Origin of the sequence: Rhodococcus sp. AQ5-07 (assembly GCF_009707305.1) — a bacterium.
GTDB lineage: Bacteria > Actinomycetota > Actinomycetes > Mycobacteriales > Mycobacteriaceae > Rhodococcus_F > Rhodococcus_F erythropolis.
Map to the genome: position 1 here is coordinate 5,438,849 of NZ_CP046099.1, position 22,699 is coordinate 5,461,547.

General features: G+C 62.8%; 17 protein-coding genes and 1 riboswitch. Of the genes, 7 read left to right on the forward strand and 10 right to left on the reverse strand.

Annotated features, from left to right (window positions below):
* Nucleotides 1-75 precede the first annotated feature (75 nt).
* A complete protein-coding gene (locus tag GJB56_RS25315) occupies nt 76-3,267 on the forward strand; it encodes an NAD-glutamate dehydrogenase domain-containing protein (RefSeq protein WP_113682044.1) in 3,192 nt (1,063 codons plus the stop codon).
* Here the strand turns inward: GJB56_RS25315 and GJB56_RS25320 are convergent.
* Complete coding sequence (locus GJB56_RS25320) at nt 3,244-4,761, reverse strand: PucR family transcriptional regulator (RefSeq protein ID WP_019746725.1); 1,518 nt, start codon at nt 4,759-4,761, stop codon at nt 3,244-3,246. The two genes, GJB56_RS25315 and GJB56_RS25320, sit on opposite strands and share 24 nt — an antisense overlap.
* A 128-nt stretch (nt 4,762-4,889) precedes the next feature.
* On the opposite strand from GJB56_RS25320, the gene gabT reads away from it, so the two are divergent.
* Nucleotides 4,890-6,254: a 4-aminobutyrate--2-oxoglutarate transaminase gene (gene gabT, locus GJB56_RS25325; protein WP_007727077.1), complete on the forward strand. Its 1,365-nt coding sequence runs from the start codon at nt 4,890-4,892 to the stop codon at nt 6,252-6,254.
* A 1-nt stretch (nt 6,255) separates the two neighbouring features.
* Complete coding sequence (locus GJB56_RS25330; RefSeq protein ID WP_020968315.1) at nt 6,256-7,701, forward strand: NAD-dependent succinate-semialdehyde dehydrogenase; 1,446 nt, start codon at nt 6,256-6,258, stop codon at nt 7,699-7,701.
* A 52-nt stretch (nt 7,702-7,753) separates the two neighbouring features.
* On the opposite strand, the gene dszD is transcribed toward GJB56_RS25330, so the two are convergent.
* From dszD to GJB56_RS25345, 3 genes are all read right to left on the reverse strand, one after another.
* Nucleotides 7,754-8,332: an NADH:FMN oxidoreductase DszD gene (gene dszD / locus GJB56_RS25335; RefSeq protein ID WP_003941189.1), complete on the reverse strand. Its 579-nt coding sequence runs from the start codon at nt 8,330-8,332 to the stop codon at nt 7,754-7,756.
* Nucleotides 8,333-8,540: 208 nt separating this feature from the next.
* A complete protein-coding gene (locus GJB56_RS25340) occupies nt 8,541-9,014 on the reverse strand; it encodes a YbaK/EbsC family protein (protein WP_019746727.1) in 474 nt (157 codons plus the stop codon).
* Between the two features lie 15 nt (nt 9,015-9,029).
* Nucleotides 9,030-10,133 (reverse strand): membrane protein, encoded by a 1,104-nt coding sequence (locus GJB56_RS25345; RefSeq protein ID WP_003941129.1) that lies wholly within the window; start codon nt 10,131-10,133, stop codon nt 9,030-9,032.
* Nucleotides 10,134-10,259: 126 nt separating this feature from the next.
* Between GJB56_RS25345 and GJB56_RS25350 the strand changes: the two genes are divergently transcribed.
* From GJB56_RS25350 to GJB56_RS25360, 3 genes are all read left to right on the forward strand, one after another.
* Nucleotides 10,260-10,844, forward strand: coding sequence for a TetR/AcrR family transcriptional regulator (locus GJB56_RS25350; protein ID WP_029254386.1), 585 nt, complete (start codon nt 10,260-10,262; stop codon nt 10,842-10,844).
* Between the two features lie 45 nt (nt 10,845-10,889).
* A riboswitch (M-box (ykoK) riboswitch) is annotated at nt 10,890-11,063 on the forward strand.
* 347 nt (nt 11,064-11,410) lie between these two features.
* Nucleotides 11,411-14,104: a magnesium-translocating P-type ATPase gene (gene mgtA, locus GJB56_RS25355; protein ID WP_113682045.1), complete on the forward strand. Its 2,694-nt coding sequence runs from the start codon at nt 11,411-11,413 to the stop codon at nt 14,102-14,104.
* 9 nt (nt 14,105-14,113) lie between these two features.
* Nucleotides 14,114-14,818, forward strand: coding sequence for an MgtC/SapB family protein (locus GJB56_RS25360; protein WP_003941187.1), 705 nt, complete (start codon nt 14,114-14,116; stop codon nt 14,816-14,818).
* Between the two features lie 18 nt (nt 14,819-14,836).
* Here the strand turns inward: GJB56_RS25360 and GJB56_RS25365 are convergent, their stop codons facing one another.
* The 6 genes from GJB56_RS25365 to GJB56_RS25390 form a co-directional block, all read right to left on the reverse strand.
* Nucleotides 14,837-16,198 carry a lipase family protein gene (locus GJB56_RS25365; protein WP_113682046.1) on the reverse strand — a complete coding sequence of 454 codons (1,362 nt, stop codon included), beginning with the start codon at nt 16,196-16,198 and terminating at the stop codon, nt 14,837-14,839.
* Between the two features lie 64 nt (nt 16,199-16,262).
* On the reverse strand, nt 16,263-16,712 hold the full coding sequence (locus tag GJB56_RS25370; RefSeq protein ID WP_019746731.1) for a GNAT family N-acetyltransferase: 450 nt from the start codon (nt 16,710-16,712) through the stop codon (nt 16,263-16,265).
* Between the two features lie 18 nt (nt 16,713-16,730).
* Entirely contained in the window at nt 16,731-17,105 is a 375-nt protein-coding gene (locus GJB56_RS25375) for a GNAT family N-acetyltransferase (protein WP_230091072.1), read from the reverse strand.
* 104 nt (nt 17,106-17,209) lie between these two features.
* Nucleotides 17,210-19,204, reverse strand: coding sequence for a TerD family protein (locus tag GJB56_RS25380; RefSeq protein WP_113682048.1), 1,995 nt, complete (start codon nt 19,202-19,204; stop codon nt 17,210-17,212).
* Between the two features lie 228 nt (nt 19,205-19,432).
* Nucleotides 19,433-20,554, reverse strand: coding sequence for a DUF475 domain-containing protein (locus tag GJB56_RS25385; RefSeq protein WP_020906048.1), 1,122 nt, complete (start codon nt 20,552-20,554; stop codon nt 19,433-19,435).
* Between the two features lie 137 nt (nt 20,555-20,691).
* A complete protein-coding gene (locus GJB56_RS25390; protein ID WP_020906049.1) occupies nt 20,692-21,267 on the reverse strand; it encodes a TerD family protein in 576 nt (191 codons plus the stop codon).
* A 243-nt stretch (nt 21,268-21,510) separates the two neighbouring features.
* On the opposite strand from GJB56_RS25390, the gene GJB56_RS25395 reads away from it, so the two are divergent.
* Nucleotides 21,511-22,656 (forward strand): hypothetical protein, encoded by a 1,146-nt coding sequence (locus GJB56_RS25395; protein ID WP_007727045.1) that lies wholly within the window; start codon nt 21,511-21,513, stop codon nt 22,654-22,656.
* Nucleotides 22,657-22,699: the final 43 nt, after the last annotated feature.

A 22,699-nucleotide genomic window follows, 5' to 3' on the forward strand; every position in this document is an offset into this window, starting at 1 on the left:
GGGCACGACCTCTTTCCGGTGATCCACGCAACACTGGAAAGTGTTCGGATCCAATAATTTCCAGGAGGGTGTTCAATGGCGAGCACATCATCGGCGACCAAGACCGCAGCTGCAGAATCGAGACCCGCGGGCGGTGATCGATCCGGTGACCCGGCGCTCGAACTGGTCGCCGAATTGGCAGCAGCGGGCCAGCGACTCGTCTTCCGTCAGGGCAACGACCTGAGCAGTGACGATCTGACCTGTGTGGTGCTGTGGCCGTCCGGAGAGCCCTCCCTCTCCGATCTGTGCGAGAACTTCGAGTCGCTCGGACTCCGAGTTTCGACGCACCGCCCGCTTCCGACCGTTCTGGGTTCGGCACACTACTTCACCTTCGAGCCGAGCACTTTCGGCGGCAGTGCGCTGGAGAAGATGGCGGACGCCTTCGAAGCCGTCATCGCCGGACAGACCCGGATGGACGCATTCTCCAGTCTGATCGGACGAGCAGACATCACGTGGCGCGACGCAGAGTTGCTGCGCGCTGCGTGCCGTTTCCTCGCTCAGGCTCGTATCGGGTTGTCCGAGAGCTACATCGTCGGAGTGTTGGCAGCGAAGCCGCTCTTCGTACGGCAGGCAATCGAACTCTTCACCGCGCGTTTCGATCCCGCAGTAGCAGGTTCGCGTGAGACGGCCGTGGCCACCGCGGCGGCGGCCATCGACGAATCAGTCGACGGTGCAGACACTCTCGACGAGGATCGCGTCTTGCGCGGTGTGCGTTCATTCTTGCAGGCGACTCTGCGCACCAACTGGTACCTGCGCGGTGAGGCCGGCGAACCGCTGCCGTACGCGTCGTTCAAGATCGACTCGCAGTTGCTCTCCACCCCGCAGAAGACAGTTCCTTTCCGCGAGATCTACGTCAGCGCACCCAATGTCGAAGGCGTGCATTTGCGTAGCTCGTCCGTCGCCCGTGGTGGCCTGCGTTGGTCGGATCGATACGAGGACTTCCGCACCGAGGCTCTGAGTCTGATGAAGACCCAGAGCGTGAAGAATTCGCCGATCGTTCCCTCGGGAGCCAAGGGTGCGTTCGTGGTTCGGGGCACGTCGTCACCGACCCCGGCGCAGGTGCAGGAGTCGTACAGCACCTTCATCCGCGGCTTGCTGGACGTGGTGGACAACATCGTCGACGGCGCAGCGGTGCACCCGGCAGAAGTAGTCGAGTACGACGGTGAAGACTCCTACCTCGTCGTGGCGGCGGACAAGGGGACCGCACGGTTCTCCGACGTCGCGAACGGCATCGCCGTCGAACGTGGTTTCTGGCTCGGCGACGCTTTTGCTTCCGGCGGTTCGGCCGGCTACGACCACAAGGCGATGGGCATCACCGCTCGCGGCGCCTGGGTAGCGGTTCGACGCCACTTCGCCGAGCGCGACCTCGATGTCGACACCGATCCGTTCACCGTCGCGGGCATCGGTGACATGTCCGGCGATGTGTTCGGTAACGGAATGTTGCTCTCGCACAAGATCCGTCTGGTCGCGGCATTCGATCACCGCCACATCTTCATCGACCCGAACCCCGACACCGAGACGACGTTTGCCGAACGCGCTCGCCTCTTCACCGTGCCGCGCTCGTCCTGGGACGACTTCGACCGCACCGTGATGTCGCCTGGCGGTGGGGTCTGGCCGCGTAGCGCTAAGTCGATCCGCCTTCCGCTCGAGGCGCGTCAGGTGCTCGGTATCGCCGAGGAGAAGCTGACTCCGCAGGAACTGATCCGAGCGATCCTGTGCGCTCCGGTGGACCTGTTGTGGAATGGCGGCGTCGGTACCTACGTGAAGGCGTCGACCGAAAGCAACGTCGACGCGGCCGATCCGTCCAACGACGCAGTTCGCGTCAGCGCTGACGAGTTGCGTGCAACCGTGGTGGGTGAGGGCGGCAACCTGGGTTTCACCCAGCGTGCCCGCATCGAATATGCCGCTGGCGGAGGACGAATCAACGCCGACTTCATCGACAACGCGGCCGGCGTGGCTACCTCGGACCGTGAGGTCAACATCAAGATCGCACTCGCAGAGTTGGACGCGACCTCGCGCAATGAACTACTTGCGGCGGCCCAGGACGAGGTAGCCGCATCGGTACTCGAGGCCAGCGAAGATCAGACCCTCGCGATCAGCCTGGCCGAGCACCGCGCTCCCGCCCTACTCGATCAGCACGAACGGTTGATCGAGAACCTGGTCTCGGCGGGCGCGATGAAGCGCCTCGAAGAATCATTGCCGGACGCCAAGGCGCTGGCGGTCAGGGCGCGAGCCGGGCAGGGCCTACTCCGTCCGGAACTTGCTGTGCTGGTGGCGCAGTCGAAGAACGTGCTGACGGCGGAATTGGGGGCGTCGACCGTCCCGGACAATCAGATCTTCGCCGATCGTCTCCCGCAGTACTTCCCGCTCTCCGTCGTCGAGGCAGCACCGGACGCGGTCCGCGCACATCGGTTGGGCCGCGACATCATCATCACCTCGGTGGTCGACGAACTGGTCAACCGCGTCGGACCCGGCGTGCTGTTCCGGCTGGAGGAACACCTCGGAGTCCACAGTCCGGAAGCGGCTCTGGCCTACGCAGTGGTCAGCGAAGTGCTCGGCACCGAGGACCTTCGGCGCGAGATCTTGAACTCGGAGCTTCGCGCCACCGAGCAGTTGCAGGCTCTCGATCGCTTGCAGCAGTTGTTGGAATCCGAGATGAGCTGGGTGTTGCGTCGTCCGGGAGCAGCCGGCCGGTTCACCGTGAACCCGCGAGCCGACATCGATCGATGGGCAGCGCCGGTGCGGGCTCTCACCGAAGGGCTGTCGGCCAGCGACCGCATCGAGGCGTCTTTCGGGGCGCTCGCCCTGGCTGACATTGCGTTGCAGGAGAATACGACGGTTCAGGCCGCGGCTGCGATCTACCGGGAACTCTCCGACACCCTCGATCTGGGCGACGTTCTCGGGGGCGTCGACGTTGCCGTCGGTGCCTCGCATTGGGAGGTCATGGGCAGCGCTGCCGTCCACGCCAGGTTGACGGCGCGTTTCGCGGACCTCGTGTCCGGAGCGCTCGGAGAAGGTATTCCGGAGGTCGTCGAGTTGTGGACCGCCGCCAATCCGCAAGCGGTGCGCCGGTTCACGGCTTTGATGTCGAGCGTGAGCCGCAGTGGAGCGCTGGACACCGCCCGTCTCTGCACGGTCGACGCCGAACTCGAACTACTCGTTCGCGGTGCGTCCGGTTTCGCTTCGGTGCACGCCGCGGAGCGTTCAGCGACCCTCCCAGGCGAGTAGCGATAGCAGCAGTTCGGCTCTGACCCTGGCCTGTCCGAGGTCGCATTGCAGCAGTTCCTCGATGCGTGCGATGCGACCTCGGAGGGTGTGCCGATGAACACCGAGTTCGGCTGCGGCCGATTCCCATTGGCCGTTCGCCTCGAGATAGGCGCGCAAAGACGCGACCAGTGCGGTCCCGTGTGCCTGGTCGTGTTCGGTCAGCACCGGGATGGTGTCCGCAGCCATTGCGATCAGTGCCTCACGGGCAGGCTCGGATGCCAGAATCGTCGAACCACTCAGAGCGTCGAACTCGAGAATGCGGGCAGTGGCCGTCGTGAGATTGGCCGCGGCGCGGGCCTGGACGAGTGCGCGCGGTGCGTCCAGAAGACGGTGAGGGGTGCTGATTCCGGCCCGCACCGTCTTCGCCTCGGTGGGGGAGAGCTGCGCCAGTAGTGTTTTGGCAGTGTCGATTGTGTCGGTTCCGCGAAGGAGGACGGTCAGCGAACCGTCCTCGGATTGCGCGAACAACGGCCGGCCTGCTCGCGCGAGAGCGTTGTCGAGTTCGCGAAGAACAGGGCCGAGTCCGGATCCGCGAACGTGGACGACACGGACATTGCCGTGCGTATCGCTCGCTTCGTCCAAGTACGACGGCACACCGTCCTCGGGGATTCGGCCGTCGAGTAAGAGCCCGAAAGCCATGGCGTTGAGTCGAGTTCGCTCGGCCCGTAGTCGAACCGGTTTCTCGAGTTCGAGAGTGAGCAGCGAGACCGCATGCCCGAGCAACACTCTGTCGATATTGCTCAGGGGCCCGGCGCCCGCCATTGCGAGGTAGCCGTGCCAGCTGTCGGTGACGCCGACGGGGGACAGTGTCAGCGTCCGTTCGGGTGTGCTCTGCGAGATCGACGCCGGAGCGTTGGGATCGCGGGTGGTCGCCGCGACCGCGCGAACCTCGGTGATCAACGACTTCTGGTTTGCCGGATGCACCGCGGTGATCCGATCTCCGACAAACGCCACCGAAGTTTTTGTGGCCGTGGCCAGTTCACGCACGATGGCAGACACGCCTCCGCGCAGCGCAACGCGGGTGATGCGTGTCTGTACTTCTGCCGCGCGGAGTACCGATTCGTATTCCTGCTGGCTCAGACGGGTCATCACCGCGCGCGTGACCGCCGCGAACGGGGTCGTGAACGGCACTTCCAGCAGGGGGAGCCCGCGACTGCGGGCGGCGGCAATCAGGTCTGCGGGCACACTCTCGTGGGAAAGGCCGGTCCCGAAACCCAGAGCCGATACTTCTGCGGCGGCCAGACGGTCGATGTACTCGCTGTAGTCGGTGGCGTCCGCGCCCACCAGTGCCAGCCCGGTGGTGAGCACCAATTCGCCGCCGGAAAGCCACGGGGTGGGGTCCGTCAGCTCTGTGGCCTGCGCAAACGTGACGGGGTGGGTGGCGGCTGCTCGGTCGGTGAGCAGAGCCAGCGAGAGGTGTTTCTGGCGCAAGAGCCACGAGATCGGAACCGTCACCTGATCAAGGCTAGCTGTCGTTGCCGATATGGAGTAGCCCTGAAGCTTCGGGTATCCATTTCGGCAGTGCTTGCGATGCTTCGCGCGTCGCATACTCGAATGCAATACACAACCGAGAGGGTGGTCACATGAGTGCAATCGAATACCGGCTTCCGCAGGAGCGTCGCATCGTCACGGAGTTCCCGGGCCCGCGCTCGGCTGCGCTCGCCGAACGACGTAAGAAGGTCGTCGGCGCCGGCGTCGCATCCACCCTCCCGGTCTACGTCGCCGACGCAGACGGCGGAGTCATCGTCGACGTCGACGGCAACTCGCTGATCGACCTCGGCGCCGGTATCGCGGTGACCAGCGTCGGCGCTTCCAACCCGGCCGTCGTGTCCGCAGTTCAGGATCAGGTCGCGCACTTCACCCACACCTGTTTCATGGTCGCTCCGTACGAGGGCTACGTCGAGGTCGCCGAGCGTCTCGCCGAGCTCACCCCCGGTGACCACGAGAAGCGTTCCGTGCTGTTCAACTCCGGCGCAGAAGCCGTCGAGAACGCCGTCAAGATCGCCCGTCACGCAACCGGTCGCGACGCAGTCGTCGTCTTCGACCACGCGTACCACGGCCGCACCAACCTCACGATGGCACTGACCTCGAAGTCCATGCCGTACAAGAGCGGCTTCGGTCCGTTCGCCCCCGAGGTCTACCGCGTACCGATGTCCTACCCGTACCGCGAGGGCCTCAACGTCGACGGCTCCAAGATCACGGGTGAGCAGGCCGCACAGCGCGCCATCACGATGATCGAGAAGCAGGTCGGTGCTGCCAACACGGCCGCCATCCTCATCGAGCCCATTCAGGGCGAGGGCGGATTCATCGTTCCCGCAGAAGGATTCCTCCCGACGCTCGTCGCGTGGGCCAAGGAGAACGGCGTCGTCTTCATCGCCGACGAGGTTCAGGCAGGCTTCGCTCGTACCGGCGCCTGGTTCGCCAGTGATCACGAGGGCATCGTCCCCGACCTGGTCACTCTCGCCAAGGGCATCGCAGGCGGCATGCCGCTCGCCGCTGTCACGGGCCGCGCCGAGCTCATCGACGCCGTCCACCCCGGCGGCCTCGGTGGCACCTACGGCGGTAACCCCGTCGCCTGCGCCGCTGCATTGGCGTCCATCGACCAGATGCGCGAGCTCGACCTCTGTGGCCGCGCACGCACCATCGAGTCGACCGTCGTCGGCCGAATGAACGCACTGGCAAAGGAACTCGACGTCATCGGTGACGTTCGCGGTCGCGGCGCCATGCTCGCCATCGAGCTGGTCAAGCCCGGTGGGCAGGAGCCGGACGCCGATATCACCAAGAAGATCGCCGCCGAATGCCTCGCTGCCGGCGTCGTGATCCTCACCTGCGGTACCTACGGCAACGTCATCCGTCTGCTCCCGCCGCTGGTCATCTCCGAAGAGCTGCTCGACGACGCGTTGACCGTCCTCGAGACCGCTATTCGCACTGCAGCACAGGGGAACTGACATGTCCAACGTCTCGGATCTTCTCGACTCGGTACCCAAGGGTCTCTGGCTCGGCGGCAAGCTCGTCCCGGCCGAGAAGACCTTTGCGGTCTACAACCCGGCAACGGGTGAGGAACTCGCCCAGGTAGCCGACGCCACCGCTGCCGACGGTATCCGTGCGCTCGACCTCGCCGCTGCGGCGCAGGAAGACTGGGCGGCCACGCCGGCACGTGTACGCGGCGAGATCCTGCGCACCGCCTTCGAATTGCTGCACGCCCGCGCCGAGGACTTCGCGCTGATGATGACCCTGGAAATGGGTAAGTCGTTGGCAGAGAGCCGCGGTGAGGTCAACTACGGCGGCGAATTCCTGCGCTGGTTCAGCGAGGAAGCAGTACGCATCGGCGGACGTTTCACGCAGGCTCCGGCCGGCAACGGTCGCATCCTGGTCACCAAGGAAGCCGTCGGACCGGTCCTTGCGATCACCCCGTGGAACTTCCCGCTCGCCATGGGCACACGCAAGATCGGACCGGCGCTGGCTGCCGGTTGCACCATCATCGTCAAGCCCGCCGAGGACACGCCGCTGACCATGCAGCTCCTCGGTCAGGTGTTCGCCGATGCCGGTCTGCCCGACGGTGTGCTCTCGATCCTCCCGACGTCCGACGCGGCCTCCATCAGTGGACCGCTGATGGAAGATGCGCGTCTGCGCAAGGTCACCTTCACCGGCTCCACGGGCGTCGGAAAGCTGTTGGTGCGCAATGCCGCTGACAAGCTGCTCCGCACGTCGATGGAACTCGGTGGCAATGCGCCGTTCATCGTCTTCGACGACGCCGACATCGACGCAGCTGTCGACGGCGCAATGCTCGCGAAGATGCGTAACGGCGGCGAGGCCTGCACCGCGGCCAACCGCATCTACGTCGCCAACTCGGTGCGCGAGGAGTTCACCGACAAGTTCACCGCCAAGGTTGCGGCCTTGAAGGTGGGCGCCGGTGACGCCGAGGGCACCAACATCGGCCCGCTGATCAACACCAAGCAGCTCGCAACCGTCACCGGACTCGTCGACGACGCCGTGTCCAAGGGCGCTCGCGTTCGCACCGGTGGATCGGCGCCCGAAGGAGCCGGCTTCTTCTTCACCCCGACCGTTCTGGATCAGGTGCCCGCCGATGCGCGCCTGCTGAAGGAAGAGATCTTCGGACCCGTTGCGGCAGTGGTCGGTTTCGACACCGAAGACGAAGCGATCGCGGCTGCGAACAACACCGAGTACGGCCTCGTGGCGTACTTCTACACCCGCGACATCGACCGGGCGATGCGCGTCTCGGCCAAGCTGGACACCGGCATGGTCGGCGTCAATCGGGGCGCGATCTCCGATGCTGCGGCGCCGTTCGGTGGCGTGAAGGAATCGGGCTTCGGCCGTGAAGGCGGAACCGAGGGTATCGACGAGTATCTCGATACCAAGTACGTAGCGCTGTAACTTGCTGTGCGCCTTTATTAACCGCGGGCGGTTAATAAAGGCGCACAGTTGTCTATTGACCTAACGGAGTGGGGCGGTAGTACTTGCCCTCGTGGTAGAGCAGCGGTGCGGCAGCGGATTCGTCGTCCTCTTCGGCGTGAACCCGCGTGACGAGTCCGATGACCAGCGTGTGGTCGCCGACAGGGATCAACTGGTCGACCTTGACGCGCATCCAGCTGGGGGTGCCGTGCAGAACCGGCTCCCCGGTGTCGAGCACTGCCCACAGCGACTCGTCTGCAAAACGCTGATCGGCGCTACGCGCAAAGCGCTGGGCCAGATGTTGCTGATGTTCGCCGAGAAGGTGGATAACCAAAGACTCGGCGGCCTTGAGTGCATTGATGCTCGACGACGTCTCCGCGATGTTGAACGAGACGAGCGGCGGCTCGAGGGAGACGGACGAGAACGAGGTGGCGGTGAAACCCACCGGGCCGGTACCCGAATCGAGGGTCACGACGGTGACACCGGCGGGGTGGCGGCGAAGCGCTGCACGGTAGTCACCGGCGCAGATGCCGGTGGACAACTCGGGCGTCGCTGCTACTTCGGGGACGTCGGGGGTGGTGTGGCTGGAAACGGCATTCGGCTTGTCAGACAACGGGAACTCTCCGGCTGGAACTCGAGGTGTGCGGTGTGGTCGAGGTGACTGCGCTCGGCATACACAGACATGCGTCGGTGCGGCACAGATCTACGTGTCGTCGACGCCAGTGGTTACCGGCCGGGGTCCTGGTTGCAGTGCACATGGTGCGTCCAACTATAGGTGGACGCACGTCTGAGTGGGGTCGGACCGGGTTGGCTGAAGTGCGTCAGTCCATGTCGACGGCGAGGCCGGCCGTGATTCGGAGGAGTTCGGAGTAGGTCGTGCGAAAGACCGTGTTCGGGTGCCCGGCAGCAGCCCACAATTCGGGGTACTGCTCGAGGGCGGTATCGATGTAGGTGGGCAGGTTGGTGGGATGCCCGAGCGGAGCGACCCCACCGATCGGCTGGCCCGTTGCCGACTTCGCCATTTCCAGCGGCGCCCGCGTGAGCTTGCCTTCGAGGCGTTCGCCGGTGGCTTTCAGGTTGACCTGATGTGCGCCGGAGACCAGCAGCAGGACCGGATCGTCGTCGAGAAGGAACACGAGCGACTTGGTGATCGCGCCTACCTCCACCCCGACGGCCGCCGCTGCCTCGGCCGCGGTGTGCGTGGCTTCGGGCTGCGTGACGATGACGCCGTGGTGACCCCGTGAGATCAGTGTTTCGGCGACGTGCGAGGCGTTGGGGTGGAGGAGGCTCGTCATGAGTTCAGACTAGGACTAGTCGGCGTTCGCCACAGCTGGAGTCGGCGTCGTGTCGGTGGACTTTCGGTTACGGCGGATCGTGAAGCCGAACAGCATGACCGCACCGATCAGCGCGTACAGGAAAAGCGTCAGAGCAGGCTGGCCGACGCCGACGTTGTTGAAGTAGACGATGCTCCGCACGCCTTCGGTGCCGGCGCCAGGTGTGATCCATCGGCCGATGGCGGCATAGAACGAGGGAATCACGTTGGAGCCGAATGCGCCTCCCGCACTGGGATTGCCGAGAATCACGAAGACGGCGATAGCCAGCGGGACTGCCAGAACGCCGATGGCAGCGCGCAATCCGAGTGTGAACATGGCGGTGCCGAACACCACGGCTGTTCCCAGGATCCAGAGCGGGAACCAGTGGCCCGCGAAAGTTCCGAGCACGTGTGAGGTGATGAGTGCGCCGAGGGCTCCCGAGATGATCGAGTAGATCGCGATCACGCCCGTGTGTGCGCTTGCCTGGCGGAGGGTCTTCGGCGCACCGATGAACAGTCCGATGGCTGCCGCAAGGAGATAGCCGCCGACGACCCAGCCGACCGAGAGGTAGAAGCCGGAGAGGCCGCGGTTGTCGTGCGCTCCGACGGGGATCTCGTCGCGGACGACGAACTGTCGGTCCTGCGTCGCCTCGACCTTCGTGAACACCGCTTCGAGTGATGTCGCGATGGAGCTGCCGCCCGCGCTCGCGGTGATCAGGGTGTCCGGTCCGGCCGGATTGATGACAAACGCGCCCTGGATCTCGCGGTCGTTGATCATGCGGCGAGCGGTCGCCGTGCTGTCGACCACCTGAGCGTCGAGCGGGCTGCCGTCGATGGCATTGAGTTTGTCGGCGATCTGCTGATCCATGCCGTCCGGTGTGCCCTGATCGGCGATGACCGCGATTTCGATGTCTCGCGGAGTCGGCTGATGGAAGGCGGCGACGTAGCTGAGGATGAAGCCCATCTGCAGCAGGAGCACGCCGACGAACAGCGCGGCCATCACCTTGGGTGCGCCGTATTTCACGAGCAGATTGTCGTGGTGGTGTTCGTCGTGGGTGGAGCTGTTGTCTGGTGCGGCGTGTGCCGGATGCGTAGTGGTCACGAAAGAGTCCTGATCTTGTCGAAAGTAAAGAGCTTGTCAATACCCGAGGTATTGAATACTCTAGGTATCGTGACTGAATCTCGTCAACCGGACTGGACGCCGGTAACCCGCCCCGGACGTGACGTGGTGCGGCAAAGACTGCTCGACGCTGCGGCGGAAGAGTTTGCGGAGCGCGGATTCAGTGCTGCACGTCTCACTGAAGTTGCTCGCCGAGCGGGCTTCACCAAGGGGGCTGTCTACTCCAACTTCGAGTCGAAACAGGATCTGTTCGCCGAACTGTTCGCGCAACGGTCTCTCGAACTGGCCGGCCGTGTGCTTGCCGAGATCGCCGGGATGAACCCGGCCGACGCGGCGGGCAAAGGTGGCGAGGCCATTGCAACGTGGATGGTCGACGACCCGGGGTGGTCACTGCTCGTCCTCGAATTCGGAGTGCTCGCCGGACGTGATCCGCAGATCGCTCAGGCGTACTTACGTGAGCGTCGCCACTTGCGCAGTCAACTCGTGGAGTTGATCGGTGAACGTGCCCGCGAATGGGGAGTGGACGATTCCTTCGATGTGCGGACCACTGCAATCTCGTTGATGGCCTTGATATCCGGGCTCGTTCTCGAGCACTCGGTGGATCCGGAAGAAGTTGATCAGAGCGTGATGGGTGCCGCCGTGACGGCACTCTTCGCCGGCGCCGTCGCACGGGCAGGATTGCCCGCCGTCTGAGTTGCTCGGTTGACAGGCAACAGATTTGAGAACTACCCTCTGGGTGCAGTACCTCGTTAGGTGAGGCTTCTGCACGAACACAGGCCACTGATCTCACGACGTCGAGAGACGCCCAAGGTTAGGACAGATCTCCCCGGCTTAAGGGGTGATCCAAAGTGGCTTCCCGGTCTTGATCGGGACACGTCGTGCAGTGCCAAAACTCGGACGTGGAGGTGTTTTCGCAGCTTGATGCCGGTTTCTTCCGGCGAAGGCGAGAGTACGTCGATATTCGGTTCTCCTGGCGTGTGCTGTGCGCATGTACTTTGTGTGGCGTCATCGGACGCCCCGAACTTTCAGGAGGTGACCATCGTGGACGACCCGCCGAGTCGATATTCGACCCATCCTTCTGTTCTTACCGACGGTGCTCACCCCGGCATTTTGCTCGTCAGTCTCTGACCTTCGCACCCTCGGTTTCATCTGCGCGGCTTTGTCGCGTCCGCTGACGACTTCCGTTGTCGTTCAGCGCATTCTGCTGCCCTCATGCACTGGCACTGTCCCGTGGACGCTGGCAGTCGAGGAGATTCGTCATGTCATTTTCCGTTCTCGCATTGCGGCCACGGCCCACGAGAAACAGTGCACAACAAACACCTTCAACGGTCCTGGCAAAAGAAAGCGCACAGGAATTGGTCGACTACTCGGCCTCGGACACGCGCACCGTTCTCGCAGATCTGACTACGACGGCCAACGGCCTTCGTGACGATCAGATCGACGATCTTCGTCGGCGATACGGGCGCAACGATGTCCGCCACGACCGCCCGGCGCCGGCGATCGTGCAGTTCGCGCAAGCTTTCAAGAATCCGTTCATCTTGATCCTGGTGTTCCTCGCCCTGATCATGGTCGGGACCGACGTGGTGTGGGCAGACCCGGAAGACGGTCCCTCCTACGAGGGCATTATCACCCTCGGGCTGATGATCTTTGTCAGTGTGTCCCTGAGGTTCTGGCAGGAATACCGTTCGACTCGGGCTGCCGAGGCACTCAAGGCCATGGTCACGACAACTGTCGCGGCCACCCGCAAGATCAACAACACCGTGGTCACGGCTGAGATTCCGATCGAGCAGCTACTGCCAGGTGATGTAGTCCAGCTTGCCGCCGGCGACATGATCCCGGCCGATGTCCGCATCATCCGGGCCAAAGATCTACAGGTCAATCAGTCAATGCTCAGCGGTGAGTCGATGCCGGCCGAGAAGTCGGCGGAACCGTCGACGGGGATCGACGTCGATCGGCTGCTCGAGGCCGAGAACATCGGGTTCATGGGTACTTCCGTCGTGTCGGGCAGCGGCACCGCCGTCGCGGTGCACACCGGCAAGCGGACTTACTTCGGTGCCATGACAGCACAATTGGCGTCCAAGCGACCCGAAACCAGCTTCGACGTCGGGGTGCGCAGTGTCAGCTACCTGCTGATCAAGTTCATGCTGATCATGGTTCCCGCGGTGTTCATCATCAACGGACTGACCAAGGACTGGAGCCAAGCACTACTCTTCGGCGTCGCCACCGCGGTGGGGTTGACCCCCGAAATGTTGCCGCTCATCGTGACTGCGAACCTGGCCAAGGGTGCGCTCCACATGTCGCGCAAGAAGGTGATCGTCAAGCAGATCAACGCGATTCAGAACTTCGGTGCCATGGACGTTCTGTGCACGGACAAGACCGGAACTCTCACCGAGGACCGCATCGTTCTCGGTGAGCATCTCGATACTGCCGGACGTAAGTCCGAGGACGTATTGCGTCTCGCGGCAGTCAATTCCGTGAATCAGACTGGATTGCGCAGTCTTCTCGACGACGCGGTGATCGAGGCCGCCGGTCCCGAAGTGGTCGAGGAGATCTCGCGTCGGCACGGGTTGGTGGACGAGATTCCCTTCGACTTCAAGCGCCGTCGACTCTCCGTGGTGGTCGACCACGGCGACGCCGATCTGATCGTCACCAAAGGTGCAGTGGAAGAGCTCCTTTTGGTCTGTGAATCGGTGGAACTAGACGGGGTGACCCACCAATTGACGCCGGGATGGCTGGCCCGAGTCGACCGTCTGGTCGCGGAACTGAACGGTCAGGGCAAGCGAGTGCTTGCGGTGGCAACCAAGACAGTCGTCGAAGAGCAGCGCCGCGAGTACTCGACGGCCGACGAAGAGGGCATGACCCTGGTCGGACTGCTGGCCTTCCTCGACCCGCCGAAGGAATCTGCGGCCGGGGCGATCGAAGCCCTCGCGAGCCACGGAGTCGCGGTCAAGGTAGTGACGGGTGACAACGAACTGGTCGCCGAAACCGTCTGCGGCAAAGTCGGTATCGATGTCGGGACCGTGGTCTCCGGCGCCGAGATCGAAGCGTTGAACGACGACGCCCTCGACGAGTTGGTGCAGCGGACAACCGTCTTCGCGAAGACGGATCCGATGCAGAAGGCACGCATTGTCGAATCGCTGCGCCGGGTCGGCCACACGGTTGGTTTCCTTGGTGACGGTGTCAACGACGCACCCGCACTTCGGGCGGCGGACGTCGGCATCTCCGTCGACACAGCGGCGGACATCGCCCGCGAATCCGCGGACATCATCTTGCTGGAGAAGGACCTCGGGGTACTCGAACAAGGAGTCATCGAAGGGCGTCGTACCTTCGGAAACATCCAGAAGTACATCAAGATGACTGCGTCGTCGAACTTCGGGAACGTCTTCTCGGTGCTCGTCGCCAGTGCCTTGCTGCCGTTCATCCCCATGATTCCCGTAGTTCTGTTGTTGCAGAACCTGATCTACGATCTCTCGATGCTCACGATCCCGTGGGACCGCGTCGACGACGACTTCCTCGCGAAGCCCCGCAAGTGGGAGACCAAGAGCCTTCGCCGGTTCATGGTGTTCATCGGCCCGATCAGTTCGATCTTCGACATCTCGACCTTCGCGCTGATGTGGTTCGTGTTCGCTGCCAACTCTCCCGAGCATGCAGCGCTGTTCCAATCGGGTTGGTTCATCGAGTCGTTGATCTCGCAGACGCTGATCGTTCACATGATCCGCACCCGGAAGGTCCCGTTCATCCAGTCGCGTGCTTCGCTTCCGGTACTGCTCAGCACGGGCGCCGCCTGCGTCTTCGCGCTGGTGTTCCCGTTCACGTCCTGGGGCCATTCCCTCGGGTTGGTTTCACTGCCGTGGAACTACTTCCCGTGGCTGGTCCTCACTCTCGCGGCTTACTGCGTCGTCACGCAGGTGGCCAAGGGAATGTTCATCCGTCGATTCGCGACCTGGCTCTAGGAGTTCACCGTGGAAATCCACGTCATCCTTGTGCGGATAGCGCTCGGACTCGTCCTCGGCGCTGCCGTCGGGATCGAAAGGCAATGGCGCGCAAGGATGGCGGGTCTGCGAACCAACGCGTTGGTGAGCTTGGGTGCGACGCTCTTCGTCATCATGGGCGCGTACGGGTTTCAGGGGCCGGACGCTGATCCGACGCGCGTCGCAGCGCAGATCGTCTCGGGGATCGGCTTCCTCGGTGCCGGGGTGATCATGAAGCAGGGAGCCTCGGTCACCGGCCTGAACACCGCCGCAACCTTGTGGGCCACGGCCGCCGTCGGTGCGCTGGCAGGCGGCGGAATGTACTGGGTTGCGGTGTTCGGTGCCGGTGCAATCATGTTGGCGAATACGTTGTTGAGGCCGTTGGGCCGGATGATGGATCACCAGCCTGCCCGCACCGGGCGCGAGGAACCGCCGGCTGACTACACCTTCGAGGTGACCTGCCACGGTGACGCCGAAGCTCACATCAGAGGGCTTACCGTGCAGTCCATTTCGAGGCCGGAGTTCCAGCTCCGGTCAGTGCAGTCCTTCGACATCCCGGACAGCGACCGCGTACGAGTGGTCGCGGAATTGGCCGCAGCGGAGCGTGACGACGGACTCCTGGAATCCGCCGTCAGCCGGCTTAGCCTGGAACCGTTGGTAACTCACGTTCGCTGGGAGGTGGAGCCGTCGAAGTAGATTCGAGGTCTCGGTCAGCTAGCGTGCATGTTCCTGCGGCGCAAGAGAGTTCCCCGGTGCGATATTCGCGCAGTTCGACGGAGCAGGCTTGCCGGTGAATCGGTCGTCGATCCAGGTGAGCGCACCGGGGAGCCAGAGCATGGCGCCGAGGAAGTGGCTGATGGTGTCGTACTGGTCGTACTGAATCGGCAGGCCGGCGTCGCAATACTTGCGTGCGAGGGTACGGACGTCGCCCGTGATCATGACGCCGTCGCCTGCTCCGACGCCGGGGCCACCGGGTTGGGTGCCCTCGATAGTGCCGTTGGCTGCCTGGGCGATGAACATCGGAATCGTCGGTGTGGCTGCGGTGCCCATGTTGATCTTGTTCACGACATCGACGTACTCGGGAACCGTATTGGGATCGGCGTACTCGGGCTTGACCAGTTCCTGCCAGGTCAGACCGGGGTACTGTGCCAGCACATTGCCGATGGACGCGTCTTCGAGTCGAGCCATGACGTCGCGTCCACGGTCACTGAGATACTTTCCGAAATCGATGTCGTACGAACGCGCAACGCCGACGATTGCCATGCCGACGACGCCGCCCCACCCGATGCTTCCGCTCGCGTAGCGAAGGTTGTTAGCCGGATTGACCAGCACGCCGCCCTGCGCGGCACCGATCAAGTTGTCGTTGATCTCCGGTGCGTACGCGGGAGCGAGGATCGAAGCCCAGTTGGTGGCGATCGCTCCGCCGGAGTACCCCATCAGCGCGATCTCTGCGTCGTCGGTGATTCCGGTTTCCGGGACACCTTTGGCCGCACGCAGAGCGTCGAGCGTCATCATCCCGTATTCGGGTCCGGCAGCGAAGTTTGCATCCGGGCCTTCGGTGTCCGGGACGACGATCGTGTAGCCGAGGGCGAAGAGCGGCCCGAACAAGGCTGCCTCGATGGACGTGAAGGTTCCGCCGACGTTGAAATTGCGCCCACTCGGCGTCCAATCTCCGATCGGGGTGTTGCCCGCGATGGCCCGCGACGGACTGTCGTCGGGGTTCAGTGAATCGTAAAAGGATTGGTACGAAACAACTTTATCCGGTTGAGCGTTGGCCGGGCGCAGGATCGAGGTGACGTTGGCCGACGGCTGACCGAGGGCGTCGGTTGATCGGTAGAGAACCTGCACTGCCTGTATCGGGGTCGGGATGTTGAGAATGGTGTACGGCACGGTGCGAGTCTCGAGGACCGCGCCTGGAGCGTACGACGAGAGAGGCGCCGCGCCCTCGTAGCTGTAGAAACTGTCATCAGGGGACTGGGCAAGAGCCGGCTGCGCGAGTGCTGCCGGTGCACCGACGCCTGTCAGTGCAACCGCGAGTACTCCGACAACTGTGCGAGATAAGACCCTTGACGACATACTCGTCCTCCACATTGGTGTGCCACGCCCCACCCTGAGATCGCGGTGTGACGACCACCATATATTACTCGCGGGTAATGTGGGGATCGGTCAGATCGGGCGCAGGCTCGAGGTCTCGGCGTAGGAAGATTTCGGAGGGCTCGCCTGGGAGTAACAGAACTCCCGCGTCGGTGTATCCCATTGCGCGATAGAAGTTCTGGGCTGATTCGTCGGCGAGTGTCGAGGTGAGGACCTGCGAGTGGCCCGCGCGGCTCATGCGTTTTTCCCAATCTGTGACCAAAGCGCGCCCGATGCCTTGGCCGCGGTTCGAAGACAGGACGGTCAGCATGTTCATGAACGGAATCTCGTCCCAGAACAAGCCCCAGCGGAGCCATCCGATTGGTTTCCCGCTGTCCTCGGCGACGAGTATCCGGCCGCGTTGGATCACTGACGCGAGTTCCTCGGCTGCGATGTGTGAGTCGTGCTCACGTAAGAACGGCAAGTCTGTCTGCGCTGCGACGCGAATGTTCACCACAGAAGTCAGTATCGCCGTTCACTCGGAGTTGATGGCGTTCGGCTTGGACAGGTAGACGACTCCGGGGATGTGGCTGGGGTCCGGCGGCAATTGGGAGTAGCCCGCTCGGGTGTACAGGCGAATGTTCCGCACGCTCTTGCTTCCGGTGAACAGCTCGAAACTTGTGGTGTGCTCCGGAGCGTTCTGTTCCACGTGCTGCAAGAGGCGTCGGCCGAGGCCGTTGCCCGCCAAGTCCGGTGCCACCATGAGGCGCCCTATCTGCCATGCGGTTCCGTCGGCTGTGCCGCGGACGGCCCCGACGAGTCGGCCGCCGCGTCGTGCGGTCCAGACAGTCGACTCCTGAACCCAGGCTCGGACCGTGGGTAGGTCCTCGTGGAGCGGGGGTATGTCCATGCTGTTGTTCGAGATTGCTTCCGAGACCCAGCAACAGCGTTGTAGAACAAGGATTTCCGCGGCGTCCACGTCCGTTGCGCGCTCTATGACTATCTCGTTCAATTTCAGTCTTCGTTATCGACTTGTTCTTCACGAGGGAGATCGGACGCTTTAGGTGCGGCGGGGACCCATTCCCGGAGTGGTTGAACGACTTCGGAATAGAACACCTCGGCTGAACTTGTGACGCTGCTGATGAAACTTGCAGCAGTGCCCGCACGCTTGCTGCCGAGGGGGAAGGACTGTGTCAGCACGAATGAAGTGAGTTGACCGCCTTGCCCGTCCGTCAGTAGACGCGGTGTTGCTCGGGCCGATGTAAGAATCTCGCATGTCGACGCGGCAGGGCCGGTGAACAACGCTTCGACCAACAAGTCCTCGGGTGCATTTTTCAATTGACGCAAAGCCCAAGTAACCCGTTTTCCCGCGGTACCTTCGTCAGGAGCGGAAACCGTTGTACTGCAGCTCACTTTGTTGGTTCTCAAATCAGCGGTAACCCGTAACTCTCCGGCTGCGTCGGGGATCCGGAGGGTGGCGCTGAAGGTGCCGTCGTTCGCCAATTCATTGACCGTCAGCGCGGTACGCGCTTCCGCGTCGTTGACTACCCGGCGGGGCAACACATGTTTGACGATGACACCGAGATCAGCTGTGAACCGCAGCGCAAGATTTCGTGCGAGCGCGATCCACGACTGAGCGACCGCCGCTGCCTTCGGATCTCCAGGACGTAGAGTCCCGGCGCTGACGGAATCGCGTATCGATACCCAGTGACGACCCATGTCGACGAACTCCTCGGCCCCTGACTTGGGATGTTCGATGTACCGGAGAAATTCGCTGAGAATCCAACCTTGCAGAGGATTGTCGATTCCGCCGTGCGAGAGCACCATCCGGGCCTCGTGGATGACTTCTGCCCAAGACAGATGCCGCAGCGCAACTTTGGTGAGCTTGCGCTTGTCTACCTCGACGGGTAATTCGCCGGCGCCGGCAGGCAAGTCGTTGGACAGGCTGATCACGACGTCGTACTTGTTCTTCTTGGCGACGTCGAGATAGTTTTCGAGCTGCGCTCGGGTATGGGTGCCTGCTCCAGTCTTTGCTTCGAGCAAGCCGGTCCAGAGCCGGCTTCCGCGGGCGATGCGCCACACCGCATCCGGGATCACCCGAGATTCACCTTTGACGTAGGGAACTTCGACATAGCCCTCGAACGAGCCGGCCGGTGCGCCCACGCGGGACGAAACCGCCCGCGCAAACAATGGAACCGCTTGCATCGTGGAAACCAATGCCGACGTCGTGCGTCGTTCTTGTTCCTCGCCGGTTCCGACGCCGATCACCGAGAAGAGTCGTGCAGGTTGCCAGGTCTCGGACTCGGCGTGCTTGAATTCGGGTAGTGGAGCCTTCTTGGGCACGGGCTTCGCTGTACGAACCCCGCGCTGCCGTGCGGGCTTTGGTGGCGTCGTGGGTTCGGTGACTGGTGGATCGGATTCCGATATCGGTTGGGGTGTCTCCAGCTCAGGTGACGACGGTTCCTCGACGGGGGCATCCTCGCTCACGTCGACTCCGAAGTCTTCGGCGAGCCCGGCGAGTCCTGAAGCCCAACCTTGGCCGATGGCGCGAAGTTTCCACTTCCCGTTGCGCCGATAGACCTGACCGAAGACGAAGGCGGTTTCGGTGGATGCGTCCGCGGTGACGTATTCGGCGATAGGAGAGCCGCCGGAATCGACCAGTTGGAGCGCAAGTTTGCCGAGGTCTCCGAAAGAGCCGGAGTCGACGCTGCCTACCAACGCGATCGCATCGACCTGTTCGGGTACAGCAGCGAGGTGGACGAGGAGGCGCTCGTGCGGGCCGGATTCGGCTTCGCGGCGGCCGAGATAGCGAACCGAGCCGTCAGCAGATTCCTGTTGGTTGTAGAAGACGAAGTCCGCGTCGGACCTGACTTTTCCGTCAGCACCCAGAAGCAATGCCGAGGCATCGACACCGAATTCCGTATTGTCCCAGGTGATCACGATGTCGATCTGATCGAGTTCGTCGGGGAGCTCGATGTTCTGGCCTTTGGACAGAAACTGGTCTTCCACGACTTTCCCCCTCATCACTGTGCACAATCGGATTTCGCCTCTTGATTGTGCCGGGGTGGGTCGAGATTTGTGCGGTTTCGCACCCGCAGGGCAATTGTTCACCCGCAGGCTGAATTTGACGCGCGGCTGAACAATTGGCGCGCGGCTGTGAATGCAGAGAGTTTCAATTCAGGCATTACAAACAAAACGCCCGCAACCAATTGGTCGCGGGCGTTTCGAGAAAGAACGTCAGACAGTTGCCGGAGTGTTCTCGTCCAACTTCGGATCTGCGTTCGCGATTCGCTTGTTGCGAATGAGGCTGCTGATGAAAGCAGCGCCGATCAAGAAGACACCGACCAGGCCGGTGATGATCTCGTTGATGTGAACGCCGATGGACACCATCAAGATGACGGCCAGAGCACCGATGGCCCAGTGCGCACCGTGCTCGAGGTAGACGTAATCGGAGAGCGTGCCCTTGCGGACCAGGAAGACCGTGATGGAACGGACGAACATCGCGCCGACGAAGCCGAGGCCGAGGGCGATGATGATCGGGTCTGCGGTGATGGCGAATGCGCCGATGACGCCGTCGAAGGAGAAGGACGCGTCGAGGACCTCGAGGTAGAGGAACAGGAAGAAGCCGGCCTTGCCGGTTGCCTTCGCGAATTCGGTGGGACCACCGGACTTGGTGGTCTCCTCTTCTTCGCCTTCTTCCGGCAAGTTGAACAGTTCACCCAATCCGTTGACCGCGATGTAGGTGATCATGCCCAGAACGCCCGAGATCATGACGGTGGAGACCTTGTCGTCAGCAGCGAGGAAAGAACCACTGAGAACCAGGACGATGCCGGCTACGACGACGGAGAGCTGATCGAGCTTGCCGATGCGAGCGAGGGGCTTCTCCAGCCAGGACAGCCAGGTAATCTCACGCTCTTCGAAGATGAAGCCGAGGAAGAGCATCAGCAAGAACATGCCACCGAAGGCAGCGATCTGCGGGTGAGCGTCGGTGAGGATGGTTTCGTAGCTCGGCTCGCCGTTGGCGAAGTAAGCGGCGTCGTCTGCAGGCGGGTTGAGCGCGAGGTCGAGCGCAGCTACAGGTCCGAGCCCGGAAGCAGCCCAGACGATCACGAGCGGGAACACCAGACGCATACCGAAGACGGCGATGACAATGCCGATGGTGAGGAAGATCTTCTGCCAGAAGTCACTCATTCTTCGCAGAACGGTGGCATTGATGACGGCGTTGTCGAAGGAAAGCGAGATTTCCAGAATCGACAGGATGATGACGAGGAACAGTGCCTCGGGTCCGCCGTAGATGAACGCGACGATCATCGCGATGATGGAGATCGCGATGGATAAACCGAATATTCGCAGTACCACGGAGCGTGGCCCTTTCTAGTTGGTCAATGCAGAGTGGTTACTGCAAGCGGTCTCTCACCGCATCCGAACGTGAAAACGGGGAGGGTTCCACAGACTACTGCGGAACCTTCCCCGAGTCAGCTCGTCGAGAGCGAAGATCAGACGTTGACGCCGTAATCGCGCGCGATGCCGGACAGGCCGGATGCGTAACCCTGGCCGATTGCGCGGAACTTCCACTCTGCACCGTTGCGGTACAGCTCACCGAAGACCATGGCGGTTTCGGTGGAAGCGTCCTCGGAGAGGTCGTAGCGAGCGAGCTCGTTGCCGTTCGCCTTGTCGACGACGCGGATGTACGCGTTGCGGACCTGGCCGAAGGACTGCGAGCGAGCCTCGGCGTCGTAGATCGAGACGGGGAAGACAACGCTTTCGATCTCGGCGGGAACCGCAGCGAGGTTCACGTCGATCTGCTCGTCGTCGCCTTCGCCTTCGCCGTCCGTGTTGTCACCCTTGTGCTCGATCGAGCCGTCGGGCGAGCGGAGGTTGTTGAAGAAGATGAAGTGCTGGTCGGAGAGGACCTTCTTGTTCGAGCCTGCGCCGATTGCGCTGGCGTCGAGGTCGAAAGCAGCGCCGGTGGTGGAACGCGCGTCCCAGCCCAGGCCGACGACCACTGCAGTCAGGTTCGGGGCCTCCTTCGTGAGAGAGACATTGCCGCCTTTGGTCAAGCTGACGCCCATTCAGGGGTCCTTTCAAGAGGAGAGACAAGGCCCACTACGACGCGAAGTCGTCTTGGGAGTGTGTTTACCTCCACCACCCTAACCGCAGTTCCGGTGTGTTCGCCGTAACAGCAGAATTACGAACCGAGAAGCGAAGTGCTGGACCCGTAGGATTCAATCGTGGTGGGAAGATGGTCGGAGCGCTTCAATCGGGGGGCAAGAGTGGGGGAGTCGGTCAGTCGTGCGCGGGAGGCGCAGACGGCCATGGTTTCGGCGTTCCTCGACATGGACAAGCGGCAGACCATCGCGTCGGCAGCAGTCGACGCTTCCGCCGAGCTGTATCCCGAGCGAGGGTTGCGCGCTGCGTGGGAACCCGTTCGGGATCGGTGCTTCCAGGCTGCGTCGGACTACCTCGACACCTCCGAGCGCTATGGCAACGATCAGGTACTCCACCAGAACCCGAACGGTGCTCGGGCGGCGTTCGAAAAGTCGGTAGCCGAACTCGTCGAGGCGGCGAAGGGCGTCGACGCCTTCTACAACGGGCATCGTGCGCACCTCGAGCAGGCGACGGTCACGATGTCCGCCATTCCCGTCCTCGGCCAACAGGCCCGAACCCTGGCAAACGCCGTCCGGGAAAAACTGGCTGCCACCGATCAGCGCTATCGCGAGTACCCGTCGGTGGTGACGGCCTCCGAACACCTCGACGACGCGGTTGCAGCGCTCGACAACGCGCGCTCATCCGGTCGCGCCGACGCAGTCCGCACGCGGGCCGAGAGTGTCCGCGAAGCGGTATCGGCGCTCGAGGAAGCATTGGCAGAAGCCCCGTCGACCCAGCACCGTGCCGAGATGACGATCTCCTCGGTCTCGACCAGGTTGTCGGCAGTGCGCACTCGAGTGGACCGCCTCGACCCGGCGTACTCCGCACTGCTGCGCGAGTTCAACGCCGCGAGTTCCGCTGACCTCGTCGACAACAGCAGTCGCAGTCGAGCGCATATCGATCAGGCCGACATCGATCTCAAGGAAGCGAAGCAGTCGCTGGCTGCGGGAAACCCCGAACATGCACTGGCTTTGATGGCCGAAGCACGTGTTCACCTCGCCGACGCCGAAGCGTGCGCCGATGCCGTGACGGACCGTCTCGCTACTCTGCGTGCAGTTCGGGCAGATCCGAGCCAAAAGGAACGTGAGGTTCGTTTCCGGCTGAAAGACGCCCAGATGTTCGCTGTTAACCAAGGGTTGGTGGCGGAGTGGGGCTCCGTACTCGATGCTCAACTAGCAAGGATCGAGCGAGCGAGTGCGTCACTGTCGGGAACTCATCCGGACTACTGGTCGTATGTATTACAGCTGGACTCGGTATCGACGTTCATCACCGAAGTTGTCGAGAAGATGCGGGCGCGAGCCGGCAAAAACTGAATGGTCGGGCCGATCGGGGGATCGGAGTTGCTCGACGCGTTGT

What these genes read in the sequence shown, in the direction of transcription:
- mgtA (WP_113682045.1), top strand. Translation starts at nt 11,411, where the DNA reads ATGTCATTTTCCGTTCTCGCATTGCGGCCACGGCCCACGAGAAACAGT.
- GJB56_RS25330 (WP_020968315.1), top strand. Translation starts at nt 6,256, where the DNA reads ATGTCCAACGTCTCGGATCTTCTCGACTCGGTACCCAAGGGTCTCTGG.
- GJB56_RS25395 (WP_007727045.1), top strand. Translation starts at nt 21,511, where the DNA reads ATGGTTTCGGCGTTCCTCGACATGGACAAGCGGCAGACCATCGCGTCG.
- GJB56_RS25390 (WP_020906049.1), bottom strand. Translation starts at nt 21,267, where the DNA reads ATGGGCGTCAGCTTGACCAAAGGCGGCAATGTCTCTCTCACGAAGGAG.
- GJB56_RS25365 (WP_113682046.1), bottom strand. Translation starts at nt 16,198, where the DNA reads ATGTCGTCAAGGGTCTTATCTCGCACAGTTGTCGGAGTACTCGCGGTT.
- GJB56_RS25375 (WP_230091072.1), bottom strand. Translation starts at nt 17,105, where the DNA reads ATGGACATACCCCCGCTCCACGAGGACCTACCCACGGTCCGAGCCTGG.
- GJB56_RS25340 (WP_019746727.1), bottom strand. Translation starts at nt 9,014, where the DNA reads ATGACGAGCCTCCTCCACCCCAACGCCTCGCACGTCGCCGAAACACTG.
- GJB56_RS25315 (WP_113682044.1), top strand. Translation starts at nt 76, where the DNA reads ATGGCGAGCACATCATCGGCGACCAAGACCGCAGCTGCAGAATCGAGA.
- gabT (WP_007727077.1), top strand. Translation starts at nt 4,890, where the DNA reads ATGAGTGCAATCGAATACCGGCTTCCGCAGGAGCGTCGCATCGTCACG.